Raw genomic sequence first — 15,528 nt, forward strand, 5'->3', positions numbered from 1 at the left:
CGGCAGGAATGCCAGGTGATTAAATGGCGCCATGAACAATTCTCCCGCAGGAGAAGGAAGCAGGCGCGCTTCCATAGCCTTTCGCTTGAAGGCGGCAGCCGGGTGCACGAGGACATGAAGATGGATATTCGCAGCAACGTTTTACGTCAGCTCAAGAACCGCCGTGAGGGCTTCAGCCTCGAGCAGCCGTTCTATATCGACGAGGATTATTTCCAGCTCGACATGGAGATGATCTATTATCGCGACTGGCTGTTCATGGGCCATGATTGCGAGCTGCCGAAGCCGGGCGCCTATTTCACGGTCCAGATCGGCCGCTATCCCGTCGTAATCGTCCGCGGCCGCGACAATGTCATCCGCGCCTTCCACAATAGCTGTCGCCATCGCGGCTCGCGCGTCTGCACCAAGGAGCACGGCTCTTCGGTGCGTCTCGTCTGCCCCTATCATCAGTGGACCTATGATCTCGACGGCAAGCTCGCCTTCGCCCGCCATATGGGCGATGATTTCGACAAGACCGGCTTCAACCTGAAGCCCGTCCATTGCGAAAGCGTGGCCGGCTATATCTTTATCTGCCTTGCCGACACCGCGCCGGATTTCCAGACGGTGCGCGACAAGATCGAGCCCTACATGGCGCCGCATCGCATCGGAGAGACCAAGGTCGCCTTCCAGAGCACGATCATCGAGAAGGGCAACTGGAAACTCGTCTGGGAAAACAACCGAGAGTGCTATCACTGCGCCGCCAATCACCCGGAACTCTGCCGCACCTATCCTGAAGCGCCGAGCGTCACCGGCACCGATGGCGGCGCCGACGATCCCGAAATCGCCGGCCATTGGGCGCGCTGCGAGGCCGCCGGCCTGCCGAGCAAGTTCCAGATTTCCCCGGACGGTCAGTTCCGCACCGCCCGCATGCCGTTGATCGAGGATGCCGAGAGCTACACCATGTCCGGCAAGCCGGCCGTCAAGCGCCGGATCGCCGACGATATCTCGATCAGCCATATCGGCACCATGCTGCTCTTCCACTATCCGACGACCTGGAACCACCTGCTTGGCGACCATGCGATCTCCTTCCGCGTGCTGCCGCTCAGCGCCAATGAGACGGCGGTGACGACCAAGTGGCTCGTCCATAAGGACGCGGTCGAGGGCGTGGATTACAATCTCGAGGAACTGACGCATGTCTGGACCGAGACCAACGATCAGGATCGCCGGATCGTCGAAGAGAATGCCTTCGGCATCCACTCGCCCGCCTACGAGCCCGGCCCCTATTCTTCCCTGCACGAGGGCGGTGTCATGCAGTTCCTCGAATGGTATTCGAACTTCATGGTGAACCGCCTGCAGGGCGACCAGGCGAAAATCTCCGCCGTCGCCTGATGCATGTCGCCAACAATTAAGGCCGGTTCAGGTCGGCCGATCTAAAACAGGAAAGCAGCCGATCCCCGGCTGCTTTCGGAACCATTCAGCCACGAGCGCGTTGCGTGGCAGGCGGTGATCGCCGTTGAATGGGAGAGAAGAATGATCTGGCTGAAAAGCAAAATCGCGACAGCAATTCTCACTGCCGCCGTCGTGCTGACGGGCTTTGCCCCGTCGCAGGCAATCCAGATGCCCACCGCCCCGCAGGTGGAGAAATCCTCCGCCGTCGAGGAGGTCCAATACCGCCGCTATTATCGTCGCGACTATTACCGGCCCGGCTATCGCCCCGGCGCCTATTACCGCCCCGGTTGGTACGGCGGCTATCGCGGCTACAGCTATTACCGCCCAGGCTATCGCCGCTACAACGGTTACTGGTACCCGCTCGCCGCCTTCGGCGCCGGCGCGGTCATTGCTGCGCCGCGCTACGTTGCGCCCGCGCCGCGCTATGGCTCGGCGCACGTCGCCTGGTGCGCCAACCGTTACCGCTCGTATCGGGCCTACGACAACACGTTCCAGCCCTATAACGGCCCGCGCCAGCAGTGCTATTCGCCCTATTGAGGTGAGGCAAGGGCGCGACGCGAGTTGCATCGGAGCAGGAGTTGGCCGGAACATCCACCCACCCTCGGATGACGGAGGGTGGGGGAGCTCTGCGTTAATACGTCGCCCGCGAAGCTTAGTGAACGACAGTGATTACCAAAATGCCAGCTTCGTGGGCGGCACGGATAAGCGCTGCTCGCGCGGCCTGCGCCGGAATCTCCCCGTGTATTGCATCTCGACAAGCCATAATTGCCGTGAGGTATTCTTCTCCATCGTCGATTGGCCAGCCAACGGTCAGCATCTCGGCGGCCTGCACGAGAGTTGCGACAAGCTTGTATTTTTCCGGCCCACTCACAACGAGCATTAGAGGGGCAAACTCTCCGGATGTGCACCACTTCATGACATTAGGTCTCCCCACGGTAAATATATTAGTAACCGTGCAAGAACCGTTCCGGACGAGGTGGCGGTACGCGCAGCATCGCGCAATTACGCTGTACCTACGGTGAGTTTGGCCGGAGCGTCACGCCATCCTCCGTCATCCTCGGCCCTGAGCCGAGGATCCATTGGCCTCCACCGCAGCGGGCATGGATCCTCGGGTCAAGCCCGAGGATGACGGAGAATGGGTTGAGCCCTGTGATAGATGCTGCAATGTATGGTAGAGAAAGGGCGGCAGCCACCGCGCGCCTCTCACATTCAAAGGATATTCACCCGCCGCAGCAGCCACCAGGCGAAGACGATCGAAGCGATGATCAGGGCGACGGCGTATTCCGTGCCGTAGTCGCCGACGGCGAAGGGCAGGTTTGCCGTGTTCATACCGAAGAAGCCGGTCACCAGCGTCGGCGGCAACAGGAAGGCGGTCATGATCGACAACAGATAGAGGTGGCGGTTGGTTTCGGAGGATTGTTTCGAATCGATTTCTTCGTGCAGCAGGCGCGCCCTGTCCTGCAGCGCATAGATATCGTGGTCGACCGTCTCCAGCCGGCTCGTCAGCCGCCGCGCCACGTCGTCGAAGCCGAAGGGCATCTCGTCTTCATCGGTCGCCGCCGCCCGGCGCATCAGTGCCAATACCGTGCGCAGATGGCGATGCAGCCGCACCACGGTTCGCCGCACCGGCGCCAGCCGACGGCGCTCGTCGCGCGGGGCGTTGTCGTAGACGATATCCTCGATCTGGTTCAGCTCTTCGGTGAGTTCGATGACGATGGCGATCAGCGTGCGCTGAAACTCGATCACCAGCAGTTCGAAGAGATCGACGGGCCGCCCAAATTTGCCCGGGTTCTTCTCGATCAGCCCGCGCGCCCGCTCGACGCTGCGCAGCGGCTGCAGCCGCGTGGTGATGATGAAGCGGTCGGACATGGCAAAATGCAGCCAGCCGAGATTGTTGGTGTCCTGGGCGAAATCGCGCTGGCAGTCGACCAGCGTGCCGTAGAGCATCTGCTCGTCGACTGTGATCGCCGCATGCGTGTCATGCGTCGTCAGCGCCGATTTCGCATCCTCGGTCAGCCCGTCCAACGTCTCGAGCAAGGCCGGCACGCGGGCGTCGACAAGGTTGAGATGCAGCCAGTAGAAACCGTTGTCAGCGGTCAGATCCGCCACCGTCGCGCTGTTGTTCAGCCGCACCGCCGTCTTTTCATCCGGCGAGAAACGATAGGCCCAGACGAAACCGGGGATGTTGACGGGCAATGTATCCATTGTTCGCCGGTCCTTTGCGAAGGCGATATCATTCTAGAAATTCTCCATGACGTCCATTTGTGCGACAGTGCAAGAGCAAACCGCCAGGGCGGGTAAACTATCGCACGGCAGGCAGGGAAATCGAAATTGACGTTTACGTAAAAATCAATTAGCCCTTTGCCTCGGAGGGGCTTTGCGCGAGGTGCGGGCCGGTCCCATGGAGGAGAAAGCATGTATAAGGCGCCCGTCGAGGAAATCGCGTTCACGTTGAAGCATGTAGCGGATATGGGCGAGGCGCTGTCGAACGGTCTTTTCGGCGATCTCGGCGAAGATCTCGTCGACGCGATCCTCTCCGAAGCGGGACGTTTTGCCACAGAGGAGGTGGCGCCGCTCGCCGACATCGGCGACCGCCAGGGCGCCCGCATGGTCGACGGCGAAGTCAGGTTGCCGGATGGCTGGCGCGATCTCTACCGCAGCTGGATCGCCGGCGGCTGGAATGGCCTGACGGCGCCGGCGGCCTTCGGTGGCCAGGCCCTGCCCAACATGCTGAATGTCGCGGCGCTGGAAATGTGGAATTCCGGATCCATGGCCTTTGCGCTCGCCCCGACGCTGACGATGGGCGCCATCGAGGCGGTCAGCGCGCATGGCAGTGCCGCGCTGAAAGACAAATATCTGGCAAAGATGGTGTCCGGCGAATGGACCGCCACGATGAACCTGACGGAGCCGCATGCCGGCTCCGATCTCGGCGTGCTGAAGGCCCGCGCCGAACGCCTGCCCGACGGCACCTATCGCATCTTCGGCCAGAAGATCTTCATCACCTGGGGCGAGCACGACGCCGCCGACAATATCATCCATCTGGTGCTGGCCCGCCTGCCGGATGCGCCGGCCGGCACACGCGGCATCTCGCTCTTTCTCGTGCCGAAATTCCTGGTGAACGACGACGGTTCTCTCGGTGCCCGCAACGATCTCTTCTGCCATTCGCTGGAGCACAAGCTCGGCATCCACGGTTCGCCGACCTGCACGATGATCTATGGCGACGGCCGGTTCGGTGGCGAAAAGGGCGCGATCGGCTGGCTGGTTGGAGAAGAGAACAAGGGGCTCGCCTGCATGTTCACGATGATGAACAATGCGCGTCTCGCCGTCGGCATGCAGGGCGTGGCGATCTCGGAGGCCGCCACCCAGAAGGCACTCGCCTATGCGAGGGAGCGCACGCAGGGCAGGGCGCCGGGTTCGACCGGCGCCGGCATGAGCCCGATCGTCGAACATCCCGACGTTGCCCGTATGCTTCTCACCATGAAGGCGCTGACCCAAGGTTCGCGCGCCATCTCCTATGCCTGTGCCCATGCGATCGACATGTCACGCCTGGCAGGCGATAGCCGCCACTGGCAGGAGCGCGCCGCGCTTCTGACGCCGATCGCCAAGTCGTTTTCAACCGATGCCGGCGTTGAGGTCGCCTCGCTCGGCATTCAGGTGCATGGCGGCATGGGTTTCATCGAGGAGACGGGAGCGGCGCGTTATCTGCGTGATGCCCGCATCGCCCCAATCTATGAGGGCACCAACGGCATCCAGGCGATCGACCTCGTCACCCGCAAGCTGCCGCTTTCCGGCGGCGATCAGGTCATGGGCTTCATCGCCGAATTGAAGGCGATCGCCGAGGCCGTCAGCCGCTCCAATCTCGACGGTTTCGGTGAGACTGCCGCCAGACTTGACACCGCGATTTCAGATCTCGAAGAGACGACCGCCTGGCTGCTGGCAGCACTTGCCGATGGGAGGGCTCCCGAGGCGCTTGCCGGCGCCACCCCCTATCAGCGCCTGTTCGGCCTGGTGCTCACCGGCTGTTACCTCGCCAAGGGTGGTCTGGCCGAAAGCGGCGACGGCAAAGGCGAGGGCCGCATCGCGCTCTGCCGCTTCACCGCTGAAAACCTGCTTGCCGAGACCGCGGCCCTTCGCGACCGGGTCGTCAACGGCGCGGCGAGCCTCGCCGCCGCCCGCATCCTGCTCGCCTGAGGAGATCCCGATGACACCTGAGAAAAACCTAATGACCGACCATATCATCGTCGAGCAGCCTTCCGCCCATCCCGGCGTTCAGCTCATTCGCTTCAACCGGCCGGAAAAGAAGAACGCCTTCACACGGGCGATGTATCGCACCATGACCGATGCGCTCACCGCTGCCAATGCGGACGCGAATATCAGGGTGACGGTCTTTCTCGGCACCGAAGGCAGCTTCTCAGCCGGCAACGACATCGGCGATTTTCTTGCCACTGCAATGGGCGGCAGCATGGGAGACGAGCTGATCGATTTCCTCTACGCGCTCGCCAGATCCGAAAAGCCGCTGGTGTCAGGGGTCGACGGCCTGGCGATCGGGATCGGCACCACCCTCAACCTGCACTGCGACCTGACGATCGCCTCCGACCGCAGCCAGTTCCGCACGCCTTTCGTCGACCTGGCCTTGGTGCCGGAAGCGGCTTCCAGCCTGATCGCGCCGCGCATCATGGGCCACCAGCGCGCCTTTGCCATGCTGGCCGCCGGCGAGGCCTTTAGCGCCGAGGAAGCCCGCGAGGCCGGCCTCATCTGGAAGGTCACGACGCCGGACGAGGTGGAGAATGCCGCACTTGCCGCGGCCACGAAACTCGCCGCCAAGCCGCCGGAAGCCTTGAAGATCGCCCGCGATCTCATTTGCGGCTCCCGGGAAGAGGTCATCGCCCGCATCGATGTCGAGGCCCGCCATTTCGCCACGCGGCTGAAAAGCGCCGAGGCCCGGGCGGCCTTCGAAGCCTTCATGCGCCGCTGAGCTCTGCCGAAGTACCAGATGGATACCGATCAGGCCGGCGGCACATCGAAGACTTCGCCGGCCCTGAGCGGCCGGAAGCGGTGCGAGGGAATATCGTGCTCTCTCATCGCCTCTTGCAACGCTCTTACCGGCGCGTCGACCGCTTCATTCGTCAGTTGGAACGTCGCGAAATGATGCCCCGCCACATAGGCCGCATTTGCCAGCTTCATCCCCACCACGGCCTCCTCAGGATTCTGGTGCTGCCCTTTCATGAACCATCGCGGCTCATAGGCGCCGAAGGGTAAGATGGCCAGGCGAAAACCGCCATGTTTTTGCTGTGCCGCTTTGTAATTGATGCCGTGGTGAAAGCCCGTATCGCCGACGTGGTAGATCTTGCCGGCTGGCGTCGACAAGACGAACGACGCCCAGAGTGCCATGCGGCGATCGGCGCCGCCACGGGCGGACCAATGGTGGGCAGGCTCCGCATCGATGCTTATTCCGGCGTGCGAGATGCGCTCGCCCCAATCCATCGATGTCGTCTGTAGACCGGGCACGGCACGGCGCATGATCGTGTCGTTGCCGAGAGGCGTCACGACAAGCGGCTTATGCGTGGCATGCAAGCGCTTCAGTGTTGCGATATCAAGATGGTCATAATGATTGTGCGATACCAGCACGAGATCGATCGACGGCAAATCATCAAAGGCAATGCCCGGTTCGACGACGCGCCTGGGTCCGGCAAAGGTGAAGGGGCTGACCCGCTCCGACCACACCGGGTCGGTGAGAATATTGAGACCGGCGACCTGCACGAGCATGGTTGCATGCCCAACCATCGTCACCCGCAGATCCTCGCCGTCGACGCGGGGAACCGGCTTGGCGGCCGCAAATGGACTTGGAACCGATCGTGGCCAGCGCGCACGGCCACCGCCGAATTGCCAGCGCAAGAGCGCGCGGAAACCAAGCGGCTCGATACCTTCGGGATTGAAGAAGTACGTGCCGTCGAAGTGATCGGACACTGGGCCCCCATAGTAGGGATTGCGTCTTTTGGTCTTGCGCATTCGGAATCGGTTTCCCTGGCCGGGGATATGATTACTTTAAGCCAGTCGGCTTGAAATCTGAATCCTATCCTCAATGAAGGAGTCAGGCCGAGGCCGGAAACTCATTGACCTTGCGCAGCAGGCCGTCGACCAGCCGTTCGGGGAGGTAGCGGCGAAGCGAGCGGACCTGGCGCGACTGCTTGCCGGCGGAATAGCGCAGCTTCGGCTTCTTTGCGGTTGCGGCTTTCACCACCATATCGGCGACGACCTCAGGTGCATCGCCCGTCTCCACCCATTTCCGCATCAACGCTTCACTGCGGGCGCGCTCCCAAGCATAGACCGCAAGAGGTTGGTCTGCTCGCGTCAGGTTTTCCTCGAAGGATGTCCTGGTGACGCCGGGTTGGACGAGAACAACACGAATGCCGAAGTTGCGCACTTCATGATCGAGCGATTCCGAATAGCCCTCGAGCGCATGTTTGGTCGAGGCATAGAAGGCGTTGTACGGAGCCGGGATGAGGCCGAGGATCGAGCTCATGTTGATGATCCGGCCGCTTTTCTGCTTCCTCATGACCGGCAGTACCGCATTGGCGACGCGCGCTACGCCGAAGACGTTGACGTCGAAAAGCCGCTGGGCCTGGGCGATGGAGGATTCTTCCGCGCCGCCGATGAGGCCGATGCCGGCATTATTGACGACGAGATCGAGCCGGCCGGTTTGCCGGACGACCTCCGCAACAGCCGCCTGCACCGAGGCGTCATCGGCCACGTCACAGATCAGCATCGTTATCCCCGGCCTTTTGGCGGCCGGTTTGCGGCTGGTCCCGAACACGCGGTAGCCGGCCTTCACCAGAGACTCCGCCGTTGCGAGGCCGATGCCTGAGGATGCACCGGTGACCAGTGCAACGCTTCTGTTTTTGTCGGTCATATTGTCAGCTTTCAAAAGAGTGGATCATCGTTGGCCGTTCTGTTACTATCTTTTTGATATCGTGTCACTATCGAAAAGATACCGAATGAAAAATAGTTCGATTCCGCAATGCCCGGTCGCCCGCGGCCTTCAATCCGTCGGGGATGCGTGGAGCATTCTCGTTTTGCGCGACGCCCATTCGGGCCTCACCCGTTTCGACCAGTTCAGGAAGAGCCTCGGCATCGTGCCGACCATGCTGACCAAGCGTCTCAAGGCGCTGACGGAGGACGGTCTGCTGGAGAAGCGCCTCTATTCCGAACGGCCGCCGCGCGAAGAATATGTCCTCACGGAAGCCGGTCGCGATTTTCTGCCTGTGCTGATGATGATCGGGGCTTGGGCGCACCGCCATTGCGATGGCGAACTCGCCCGCTATGTCGATGTCGAGTCAGGATCGGAGATCGAACCGATCGCAATCGATGCCGTTACGGGTGCAAAGCTCGGAACGCGGCCAATGCGCATGAGTTTGCAGCCGGGAAGCGAACCGGGCGATTGATGAGATGTTCTTGACGCTCCGGATAGCGCGATCGCATTGACCGCGAAGCGTGAGGCAACGGCCTACTTCTCCAGCGTCGCCACCACCTCGACATGCGAGGTCCAGAGGAACTGGTCGATCGGTGTCACCCCGGTGATGCGGTAGCCGCCCTCGACGAGGATTTGAAGGTCGCGGGCCAGCGTCAGCGGATTGCAGCTGACGGCTGCGATCTTCTTCACGCCTGAGCGGGCAAGTTCCTTGCACTGAAACTCCGCGCCGGCGCGTGGCGGGTCGAAGACGACCATGTCAAAGGGCTTGAACTCCTGCGTCATCAAAGGGCGGCGGAAGAGATCGCGTTTTTCGACGCTCACCGGCTTCAGCCCCTGCGTCTTGCGGGCGGCCTGGTCGAGTGCGGCGAGCGCCGTTGCCTCGGCCTCGACCGCATGCACCCGGCCGATCCGCGCCAGCCGCAGCGAAAACGTGCCGGCGCCGGCAAAGAGATCGGCGATTCGCTTGGCCTTGCCGGCATGGGCAAGCACCAACTCCGCCATCGCCTCTTCCGCCGGCTTGGTCGCCTGCGCGAAGCCGCCGGGCGGCGGCGAAACCTCGACGCCGCCGAAATCGATAAGCGGCTTGGCCGGCTCGACGAGGATTTCGCCGTTGACGGTCACGCGGGCGATGCCGCGCAGGCCGAGCACGGTCTCGATCGCCTTGCGCCGCTGCGGGTCAGAGAGTTTCTTGATGTCGTCGGCCGCCAGATCGAGGCCGGAAAGCGTCTCGAGCACCGCGACCCGGAAGGGTTCGGCGCTGGTCGCGAGCGTCGCGGCAATCGCCTTGATCGCCGGCAGTCGGGCGACGATCCCTGCCGACGAGATCGGACATTCCTCGATGGCGACGATGTGATGGCTTTCGGCCTGGTTGAAGCCGATCAACATATCCTTCTCGGTCTTGCGCGCCGCAAACACCACGCGCCGGCGTTCGCCCGGCCGGGCCGGAACGATTTCACCGACCTCAGGCGTCAGCCCCTTGGATTTGAGTGCATCGACCACCAGCTGCCGCTTGAAGGCGCGGTAGGGGGCATTCGCCAGATGCTGCAGCGTGCACCCGCCGCAGGTGCCGTTGACGCCGTCGGGACCGAAATGGCGGCAAGGCGGCTCCTGCCGGTCGGGCGAGGGCGTCGTGATCGACATGATCGTGCCCTGGCTTTTGACGCGGGCGATCGCCACTGTTTCCCCGGGAAGGGAAAAGGGCACATAGACCGGACCGGCGGCGCTGCCGGCAATGCCGTCGCCCTGGGCGCCGAGCTTCTCGATGGTGACGGTTTCGGTGCTCACGGTTTCAATCCTGCCAACAGATACTCCCGATTGCCGTCGCCGCCTGATATCGGGGAGGGGATGAGGCCGAGGCTGTTCCAGCCCATATCCTCGGTGAACCAGCGCTCCAGTTCCGCAGCGACGGCGGGCGCAGACGAGGGGTCCTTCAACAGTCCGCCCTTGCCGATCGCCTCGCGTCCCGCCTCGAACTGCGGCTTGACAAGCAGCACGGCGATGGCGCCCGGCGAGGCGACATCAAGAGCCGGCGCCAGCGCGAGCTTCAGTGAGATGAAGGAGACGTCGGAGACGATGAAGCTGGCGGGGTGGCCGATATCCTCGGCGGTCAGGTTGCGGGCGTTGAGGCCTTCCCGGTTTGTCACCCGCGGGTCGCCTGAGATGCGTGGATGCATCTGCCCATGGCCGACATCGATCGCCGTGACATGCGTCGCACCCCGCTGCAGCAGCACCTCGGTGAAGCCGCCTGTGGACGCGCCGATATCGAGACAGTGATGGCCGGCCGGGTCGAGCCGGAAATGGTCGAGGGCGCTAGCAAGCTTCAGCGCGGCGCGCGAGACGTAATCCTGCGCCGGATCGTCGATGGCAATATCGGCGTCGGCGCCAAAGAGCGCGCCGGCCTTCGTCACGACTTGGCCGGCGATCCGGACGGTGCCGCGCTGCACGGCGTCGCGCGCCCGCGAGCGGCTGGCAAAGAGGCCGCGGGAGACGAGCAGCTGGTCGAGGCGTTGGCTGTTTTGATCGGACATCGGCTGTGAATGACCGGCAAAGCCGCCGGTTGCAAGCATTTTGTTCCAGGATCGCCATGACCGTCGGAGCTTTCGGACGCCGGAAGCAGATAATCGTCGGGCTCGCCATTGCTGCAGCGCGTATTTAAGCAAATTTAAAGCCTGCCCGCATAGGGTCGGCTCGATTGCAGCGGTTCGTCCGAACCGCTTCGTGCCATGAAGGCGCAGGCGTCTTTCGCCGATCATGTTTCCGATTCCAAGTCTCTGCGGTTGCGTCTTGCGCGCGACCGTCTCTCGCCGCGTCGACTGTCGCCAGGAGAAAATCAACGATGTCCGCTAAAAACATATCCTTGAACGGGAAGCTTGCGGCGACGTTCGCAGCCCTCATTCTTATCTTCATGTCCGTCTCCGCCTTCGTGTATTCCAAGGCGACGGCGTCGGCTGCCGCGTCCGCCGAGCAGGAAAAATCGGAGCTGCTCGTCAACCAGATCGACGATGCGCTGCAGGCGATGCTCGAGCAGGCGGTCAATCTGCGCGGCTTCATCCTCTTCCGCAGCGACAGCACTTACGGCGACGTTTTCGCCAACCGCGAGCGCATGCTGAAGGCGATCGCCGCCGCCAAGCAGACGGCCGCGGCCGAGCCGCAGCTGCTCGAGATGATCGACGGCATGCAGAAGGCCGCCGACCTCTATTTCCATGAACTTGCCGAGCCGCAGACCAAGGCGCGCAAGGAAACCGACATGCCGATCGAAGAGGTCGTCAAGATCGGCGTCAACGCCACCAAGGGTCAACTCGACGGTTTTCGCCAGGCGTCCGCCAAGATCAAGGCCACCGCCCGCGAAAAGTCGAACGCGCTCGCCGCGATCCGCGCCGATGCCAACAGCGATCTGAAGATGACGCTGATTGCCGGCGGCATCGTCGCCTCGCTTGCCGCCGCCGTACTCGCCTGGCTGATGTCGCGCACTATTGTTCGCCCGGTCGTCGGCATGACCGCGGCCATGGATCGCCTTGCCGGCGGTCAGAACGATATCGAGGTGCCGGCTGTCGAGCGCGGCGACGAAATCGGCCGCATGGCCCAGTCCGTCCTGGTGTTCAAGCAGGCGGCGATCGAGAAGCTGCGCCTTGCCGGCGAGACCGACAGCATGCGTGATGACGCCGAGCGTCAGCGCCAGGCAAGCGACGAGCGGAAGGCGCGCGAGGAAGGCGAACTGCGTTATGCCGTCGATGCCTTGGCCGGCGGCCTTGCCGGCCTTGCCGTCGGCGATGTCGCCGCCCGCATCCAGACGCCCTTCGCGCCGCAATATGACAGCCTGCGCAACGACTTCAACAATGCCGTCGAAAAGCTGCAGGCGGCACTCCAGTCGGTCGGCCGCAACGCCTCGGCGATCAATGCCGGTGCCGGCGAGATCCGCTCGGCCGCCGACGATCTTGCCCACCGCACCGAGCAGCAGGCTGCCGCCGTCGAACAGACAGCAGCGGCCTTGGAAGAGGTGACGACGACGGTGCGCGACAGCGCCAAACGCGCCGAGGATGTCGGCAACCTCGTCGAGCGCACCCGCCTCGGCGCCGAAAAATCCGGCGATGTCGTCCGCAGGGCGGTCTCCGCCATGCAGCAGATCGAAAAATCCTCGGGCGAGATCTCCAACATCATCGGCGTCATCGACGACATCGCCTTCCAGACCAACCTCTTGGCGCTGAACGCCGGCGTCGAGGCAGCCCGCGCCGGGGAAGCCGGCAAGGGCTTTGCCGTCGTCGCCCAGGAGGTGCGCGAGCTCGCCCAGCGCTCGGCCAAGGCGGCAAAGGAGATCAAGGACCTGATCACCACGTCAGGCACGCATGTGCAGACCGGCGTGTCGCTGGTCGGCGAGACTGGCAAGGCGCTGGAAGCCATCGTCGCCGAGGTGCAGGAGATCAACCGCAACGTCAACGCGATCGTCACCGCCACGCGCGAACAGTCGATCGGCCTGCAGGAGATCAACACCGCCGTCAACAACATGGACCAGGGCACGCAGCAGAATGCGGCTATGGTCGAAGAGCAGACCGCCGCAAGCCATGCGCTCGCCCAGGAGGCAAGCGCCCTGGACGAGCTGCTGCGCCAGTTCAAGCTCGGAACCCCAGCTGCCGCTCCGGCCCAGAAGACGGCCGCTGCGACGCCTGCCTCCCGCCCGGTCGCCTCACCGGCCCGCGCACTCGCCAGCAAGGTCACCAAGGCCTTCGGCGGCAAACAGGCGAGTGCTGCGGTTGCGGTTCAGGAGGACTGGACGGAGTTCTGAGGGCGGCTTTCGGAAGGACGTCAACGAAAGGGCGGCGCAGAGATGTGCCGCCTTTTTTCATGATGAGATGGCCATGGTACGGCCCGTGGCCCCCTCATCCGACCCTTCGGGCCACCTTCTCCCCGCCGGGGCGAAGGATGATGCCGCGACCTCTCGATTCCCTCTTCTCCCCAGCGGGGAGAAGGTGCCCATACGGCGGATGAGGGGGCCACACGGCACACCCTCTCGTCGATAATTATCCCGCAACCCCCACAGCAACCCCACGCCCCAGGGCCCTGAACACCGTCGATACGATCCCGGCGCGATCGAGCCCCGCATGGGCATTCATCGCTTCGGGCTTCGCCTGCTCCATCCAGATATCGGGCATGACGAGCGAGCGGATCTTCAGGCCGTTGTCGAGCAGGCCCTCGCTGGAGAGATATTGCATCACCTGGCTGCCGAAGCCGCCGACCGAGCCTTCCTCGACGGTGATCAGCATTTCGTGGTGGCGGGCGAGCTGGCGGATCAGCTCGTGGTCGAGCGGCTTGGCGAAGCGTGCATCGGCGACCGTCGTCGTCAGGCCGGCGGCTTCGAGATCTTCGGCGGCAAGCAGACAGTCGGCAAGCCGGGTGCCGAAGGAAAGCAGGGCGACCTTGGTGCCTTCCTTGACGATGCGGCCCTTGCCGATCTGCAGGATTTCGCCGCGCGCCGGCATGTCGACGCCGACGCCTTCGCCACGCGGATAACGGAAGGAGATCGGCCCGGCGTCATAGGCGGCGGCCGTGCGTACCATATGTTTCAGCTCGGCCTCGTCGGCCGCCGCCATCACCACGAAGCCGGGCAGGGTGGCGAGGAAGGCGGTGTCGAAGGAGCCGGCATGGGTCGGGCCGTCGGCGCCGACGAAGCCTGCGCGGTCGATCGGGAAACGCACGGGCAGTCCCTGGATCGCCACGTCGTGCACGACCTGGTCGTAGGCGCGCTGCAGGAAGGTGGAATAGAGCGCCGCGAACGGCTTGTAGCCCTCGGCCGCAAGGCCGGCGGCGAAGGTCACGGCATGCTGTTCGGCAATGCCGACATCGAAGCAGCGCGACGGAAAGGCTTCGGCGAGCTTGTCGAGGCCGGTACCATTCGGCATGGCGGCGGTGATTCCGACGATCGTGTCGTCGAGGGCGGCTTCCTGCACCAGCGCTTCGGCAAAGACGCTGGTATAGCTCGGCGCATTCGGCTTGACCCGCGCCTGCGCGCCGGTGATGACATCGAACTTGTTGACGCCGTGATATTTGTCGGCCGCGGCTTCGGCCGGCGGATAGCCCTTGCCCTTCTGGGTGACGACATGGATCAGCACCGGGCCGCGCGCATTGTCGCGCACGTTGCGCAGCACCGGCAGCAGGTGATCGAAGGAATGCCCGTCGATCGGCCCGATATGGTAGAAGCCCATCTCCTCGAACATCGTGCCGCCGGTGACGTAGCCGCGCGCGTGCTCGACGGCGCGAGTGATGGCGCGATCAATGTTCTTGCCGAGATAGGCCGTCAGCTTCTTGCCGAAGTCGCGGAAGCCCATATAGGTGCGTCCCGAGGCCAGGCGGGCGAGATAGGCGCTCATCGCCCCTGTCGGCGGCGCGATCGACATGTCATTGTCATTGAGGATGACGATGAGGCGGGCATCGAGCGCACCGGCATTGTTCAGCGCCTCATAGGCCATGCCGGCCGACATCGCCCCGTCGCCGATGACGGCGATGACGCGCCGGTCATTCTTGTCGAGATCGGCGGCGATCGCCATGCCGAGGCCGGCCGAGATCGAGGTCGAGGAATGCGCCGCCCCGAAGGGATCATATTCGCTCTCCGCCCGGCGGGTGAATCCGGACAGCCCGTTTTCCTGCCGCAAGGTCCGGATGCGATCGCGCCGGCCGGTCAGAATCTTGTGCGGATAACATTGATGGCCGACATCGAAGATCAGCCGGTCGTCAGGCGTATCGAAGACGCTGTGAATGGCGATCGTCAGCTCGACCACGCCGAGACCGGCGCCGAGATGACCGCCGGTGCGCGACACCGCGTCGATCATTTCGTCGCGGACCTCGCGGGCGAGCTGCGGCAGGTCGCGATCCTCCAGCTTGCGCAGGTCGGCGGGGTAAGTGACCTGGTCGAGCAGAGGAGTCTTCGGCGGATGTGTCACGGGCGGCGCTCTTTCTTACTTTTCCTTGTACCGCTTTATTCGATTAGAACGAGGCAAAACAAGTGATTTCAGGAACCGAAGCTTTTCACCTTAGAGCATGGCGGAAAAATGTGTGAGGGGTTTCGGGAGTTATCAAATTCTATTTCCGTAAGTTGCATTCGCCTGATCTTGGCCCGGTGCCGCCCCGATTTTCCGCCCCGC

Annotated in this window: 13 protein-coding genes; 6 read left to right on the forward strand and 7 right to left on the reverse strand. The window is 63.4% G+C overall.

The features are described 5' to 3' along the window. The first annotated feature begins 120 nt into the window (after positions 1 to 120). Both GGI60_RS22875 and GGI60_RS22880 read left to right on the forward strand, forming a co-directional pair. Positions 121 to 1,365, forward strand: coding sequence for an aromatic ring-hydroxylating oxygenase subunit alpha (locus GGI60_RS22875; protein WP_183918714.1), 1,245 nt, complete (start codon positions 121 to 123; stop codon positions 1,363 to 1,365). Between the two features lie 141 nt (positions 1,366 to 1,506). Continuing rightward, positions 1,507 to 1,962, forward strand: coding sequence for a BA14K family protein (locus tag GGI60_RS22880; protein ID WP_183918715.1), 456 nt, complete (start codon positions 1,507 to 1,509; stop codon positions 1,960 to 1,962). Positions 1,963 to 2,077: 115 nt separating this feature from the next. Here the strand turns inward: GGI60_RS22880 and GGI60_RS22885 are convergent, their stop codons facing one another. After that, on the reverse strand, positions 2,078 to 2,341 hold the full coding sequence (locus tag GGI60_RS22885) for a DUF982 domain-containing protein (RefSeq protein WP_183918716.1): 264 nt from the start codon (positions 2,339 to 2,341) through the stop codon (positions 2,078 to 2,080). 293 nt (positions 2,342 to 2,634) lie between these two features. Next, positions 2,635 to 3,630 (reverse strand): transporter, encoded by a 996-nt coding sequence (locus GGI60_RS22890; RefSeq protein ID WP_183918717.1) that lies wholly within the window; start codon positions 3,628 to 3,630, stop codon positions 2,635 to 2,637. A 210-nt stretch (positions 3,631 to 3,840) separates the two neighbouring features. Between GGI60_RS22890 and GGI60_RS22895 the strand changes: the two genes are divergently transcribed. Both GGI60_RS22895 and GGI60_RS22900 read left to right on the forward strand, forming a co-directional pair. Then, positions 3,841 to 5,616, forward strand: a complete 1,776-nt coding sequence (locus tag GGI60_RS22895; RefSeq protein ID WP_183918718.1) for an acyl-CoA dehydrogenase — start codon at positions 3,841 to 3,843, stop codon at positions 5,614 to 5,616. A gap of 31 nt (positions 5,617 to 5,647) precedes the next feature. Then, entirely contained in the window at positions 5,648 to 6,400 is a 753-nt protein-coding gene (locus GGI60_RS22900) for a crotonase/enoyl-CoA hydratase family protein (protein WP_183918821.1), read from the forward strand. A gap of 29 nt (positions 6,401 to 6,429) precedes the next feature. On the opposite strand, the gene GGI60_RS22905 is transcribed toward GGI60_RS22900, so the two are convergent. Together GGI60_RS22905 and GGI60_RS22910 are read right to left on the reverse strand one after the other, a co-directional pair. Beyond that, positions 6,430 to 7,434 carry an MBL fold metallo-hydrolase gene (locus GGI60_RS22905; protein ID WP_183918719.1) on the reverse strand — a complete coding sequence of 335 codons (1,005 nt, stop codon included), beginning with the start codon at positions 7,432 to 7,434 and terminating at the stop codon, positions 6,430 to 6,432. An 82-nt stretch (positions 7,435 to 7,516) separates the two neighbouring features. Next, a complete protein-coding gene (locus GGI60_RS22910) occupies positions 7,517 to 8,335 on the reverse strand; it encodes an oxidoreductase (RefSeq protein WP_183918720.1) in 819 nt (272 codons plus the stop codon). 85 nt (positions 8,336 to 8,420) lie between these two features. Between GGI60_RS22910 and GGI60_RS22915 the strand changes: the two genes are divergently transcribed. Next, positions 8,421 to 8,867, forward strand: coding sequence for a winged helix-turn-helix transcriptional regulator (locus tag GGI60_RS22915; RefSeq protein WP_183918721.1), 447 nt, complete (start codon positions 8,421 to 8,423; stop codon positions 8,865 to 8,867). 62 nt (positions 8,868 to 8,929) lie between these two features. Here the strand turns inward: GGI60_RS22915 and GGI60_RS22920 are convergent, their stop codons facing one another. Both GGI60_RS22920 and GGI60_RS22925 read right to left on the reverse strand, forming a co-directional pair. Next, on the reverse strand, positions 8,930 to 10,180 hold the full coding sequence (locus tag GGI60_RS22920) for a class I SAM-dependent RNA methyltransferase (RefSeq protein ID WP_183918722.1): 1,251 nt from the start codon (positions 10,178 to 10,180) through the stop codon (positions 8,930 to 8,932). After that, positions 10,177 to 10,962 carry a TlyA family RNA methyltransferase gene (locus GGI60_RS22925; protein WP_409527274.1) on the reverse strand — a complete coding sequence of 262 codons (786 nt, stop codon included), beginning with the start codon at positions 10,960 to 10,962 and terminating at the stop codon, positions 10,177 to 10,179. The genes GGI60_RS22920 and GGI60_RS22925 overlap by 4 nt, the downstream gene beginning before the upstream one ends. 269 nt (positions 10,963 to 11,231) lie before the next feature. Between GGI60_RS22925 and GGI60_RS22930 the strand changes: the two genes are divergently transcribed. Then, complete coding sequence (locus GGI60_RS22930) at positions 11,232 to 13,175, forward strand: methyl-accepting chemotaxis protein (RefSeq protein ID WP_183918723.1); 1,944 nt, start codon at positions 11,232 to 11,234, stop codon at positions 13,173 to 13,175. Between the two features lie 235 nt (positions 13,176 to 13,410). Here the strand turns inward: GGI60_RS22930 and dxs are convergent, their stop codons facing one another. Continuing rightward, positions 13,411 to 15,327 carry a 1-deoxy-D-xylulose-5-phosphate synthase gene (gene dxs, locus GGI60_RS22935; RefSeq protein WP_183918724.1) on the reverse strand — a complete coding sequence of 639 codons (1,917 nt, stop codon included), beginning with the start codon at positions 15,325 to 15,327 and terminating at the stop codon, positions 13,411 to 13,413. Between the last annotated feature and the right edge of the window lie 201 nt (positions 15,328 to 15,528).

It is taken from the genome of Rhizobium lentis (assembly GCF_014200175.1).
GTDB classification, from domain to species: domain Bacteria; phylum Pseudomonadota; class Alphaproteobacteria; order Rhizobiales; family Rhizobiaceae; genus Rhizobium; species Rhizobium mulingense.

Bases quoted from the DNA above. Each gene is read 5' to 3' on its own strand.
- GGI60_RS22905 (WP_183918719.1), bottom strand. From the start codon at position 7,434: ATGCGCAAGACCAAAAGACGCAATCCCTACTATGGGGGCCCAGTGTCC.
- GGI60_RS22915 (WP_183918721.1), top strand. From the start codon at position 8,421: ATGAAAAATAGTTCGATTCCGCAATGCCCGGTCGCCCGCGGCCTTCAA.
- GGI60_RS22875 (WP_183918714.1), top strand. From the start codon at position 121: ATGGATATTCGCAGCAACGTTTTACGTCAGCTCAAGAACCGCCGTGAG.
- GGI60_RS22895 (WP_183918718.1), top strand. From the start codon at position 3,841: ATGTATAAGGCGCCCGTCGAGGAAATCGCGTTCACGTTGAAGCATGTA.
- GGI60_RS22880 (WP_183918715.1), top strand. From the start codon at position 1,507: ATGATCTGGCTGAAAAGCAAAATCGCGACAGCAATTCTCACTGCCGCC.
- GGI60_RS22900 (WP_183918821.1), top strand. From the start codon at position 5,648: ATGACCGACCATATCATCGTCGAGCAGCCTTCCGCCCATCCCGGCGTT.
- GGI60_RS22925 (WP_409527274.1), bottom strand. From the start codon at position 10,962: ATGCTTGCAACCGGCGGCTTTGCCGGTCATTCACAGCCGATGTCCGAT.
- GGI60_RS22885 (WP_183918716.1), bottom strand. From the start codon at position 2,341: ATGAAGTGGTGCACATCCGGAGAGTTTGCCCCTCTAATGCTCGTTGTG.
- GGI60_RS22890 (WP_183918717.1), bottom strand. From the start codon at position 3,630: ATGGATACATTGCCCGTCAACATCCCCGGTTTCGTCTGGGCCTATCGT.
- GGI60_RS22930 (WP_183918723.1), top strand. From the start codon at position 11,232: ATGTCCGCTAAAAACATATCCTTGAACGGGAAGCTTGCGGCGACGTTC.
- GGI60_RS22910 (WP_183918720.1), bottom strand. From the start codon at position 8,335: ATGACCGACAAAAACAGAAGCGTTGCACTGGTCACCGGTGCATCCTCA.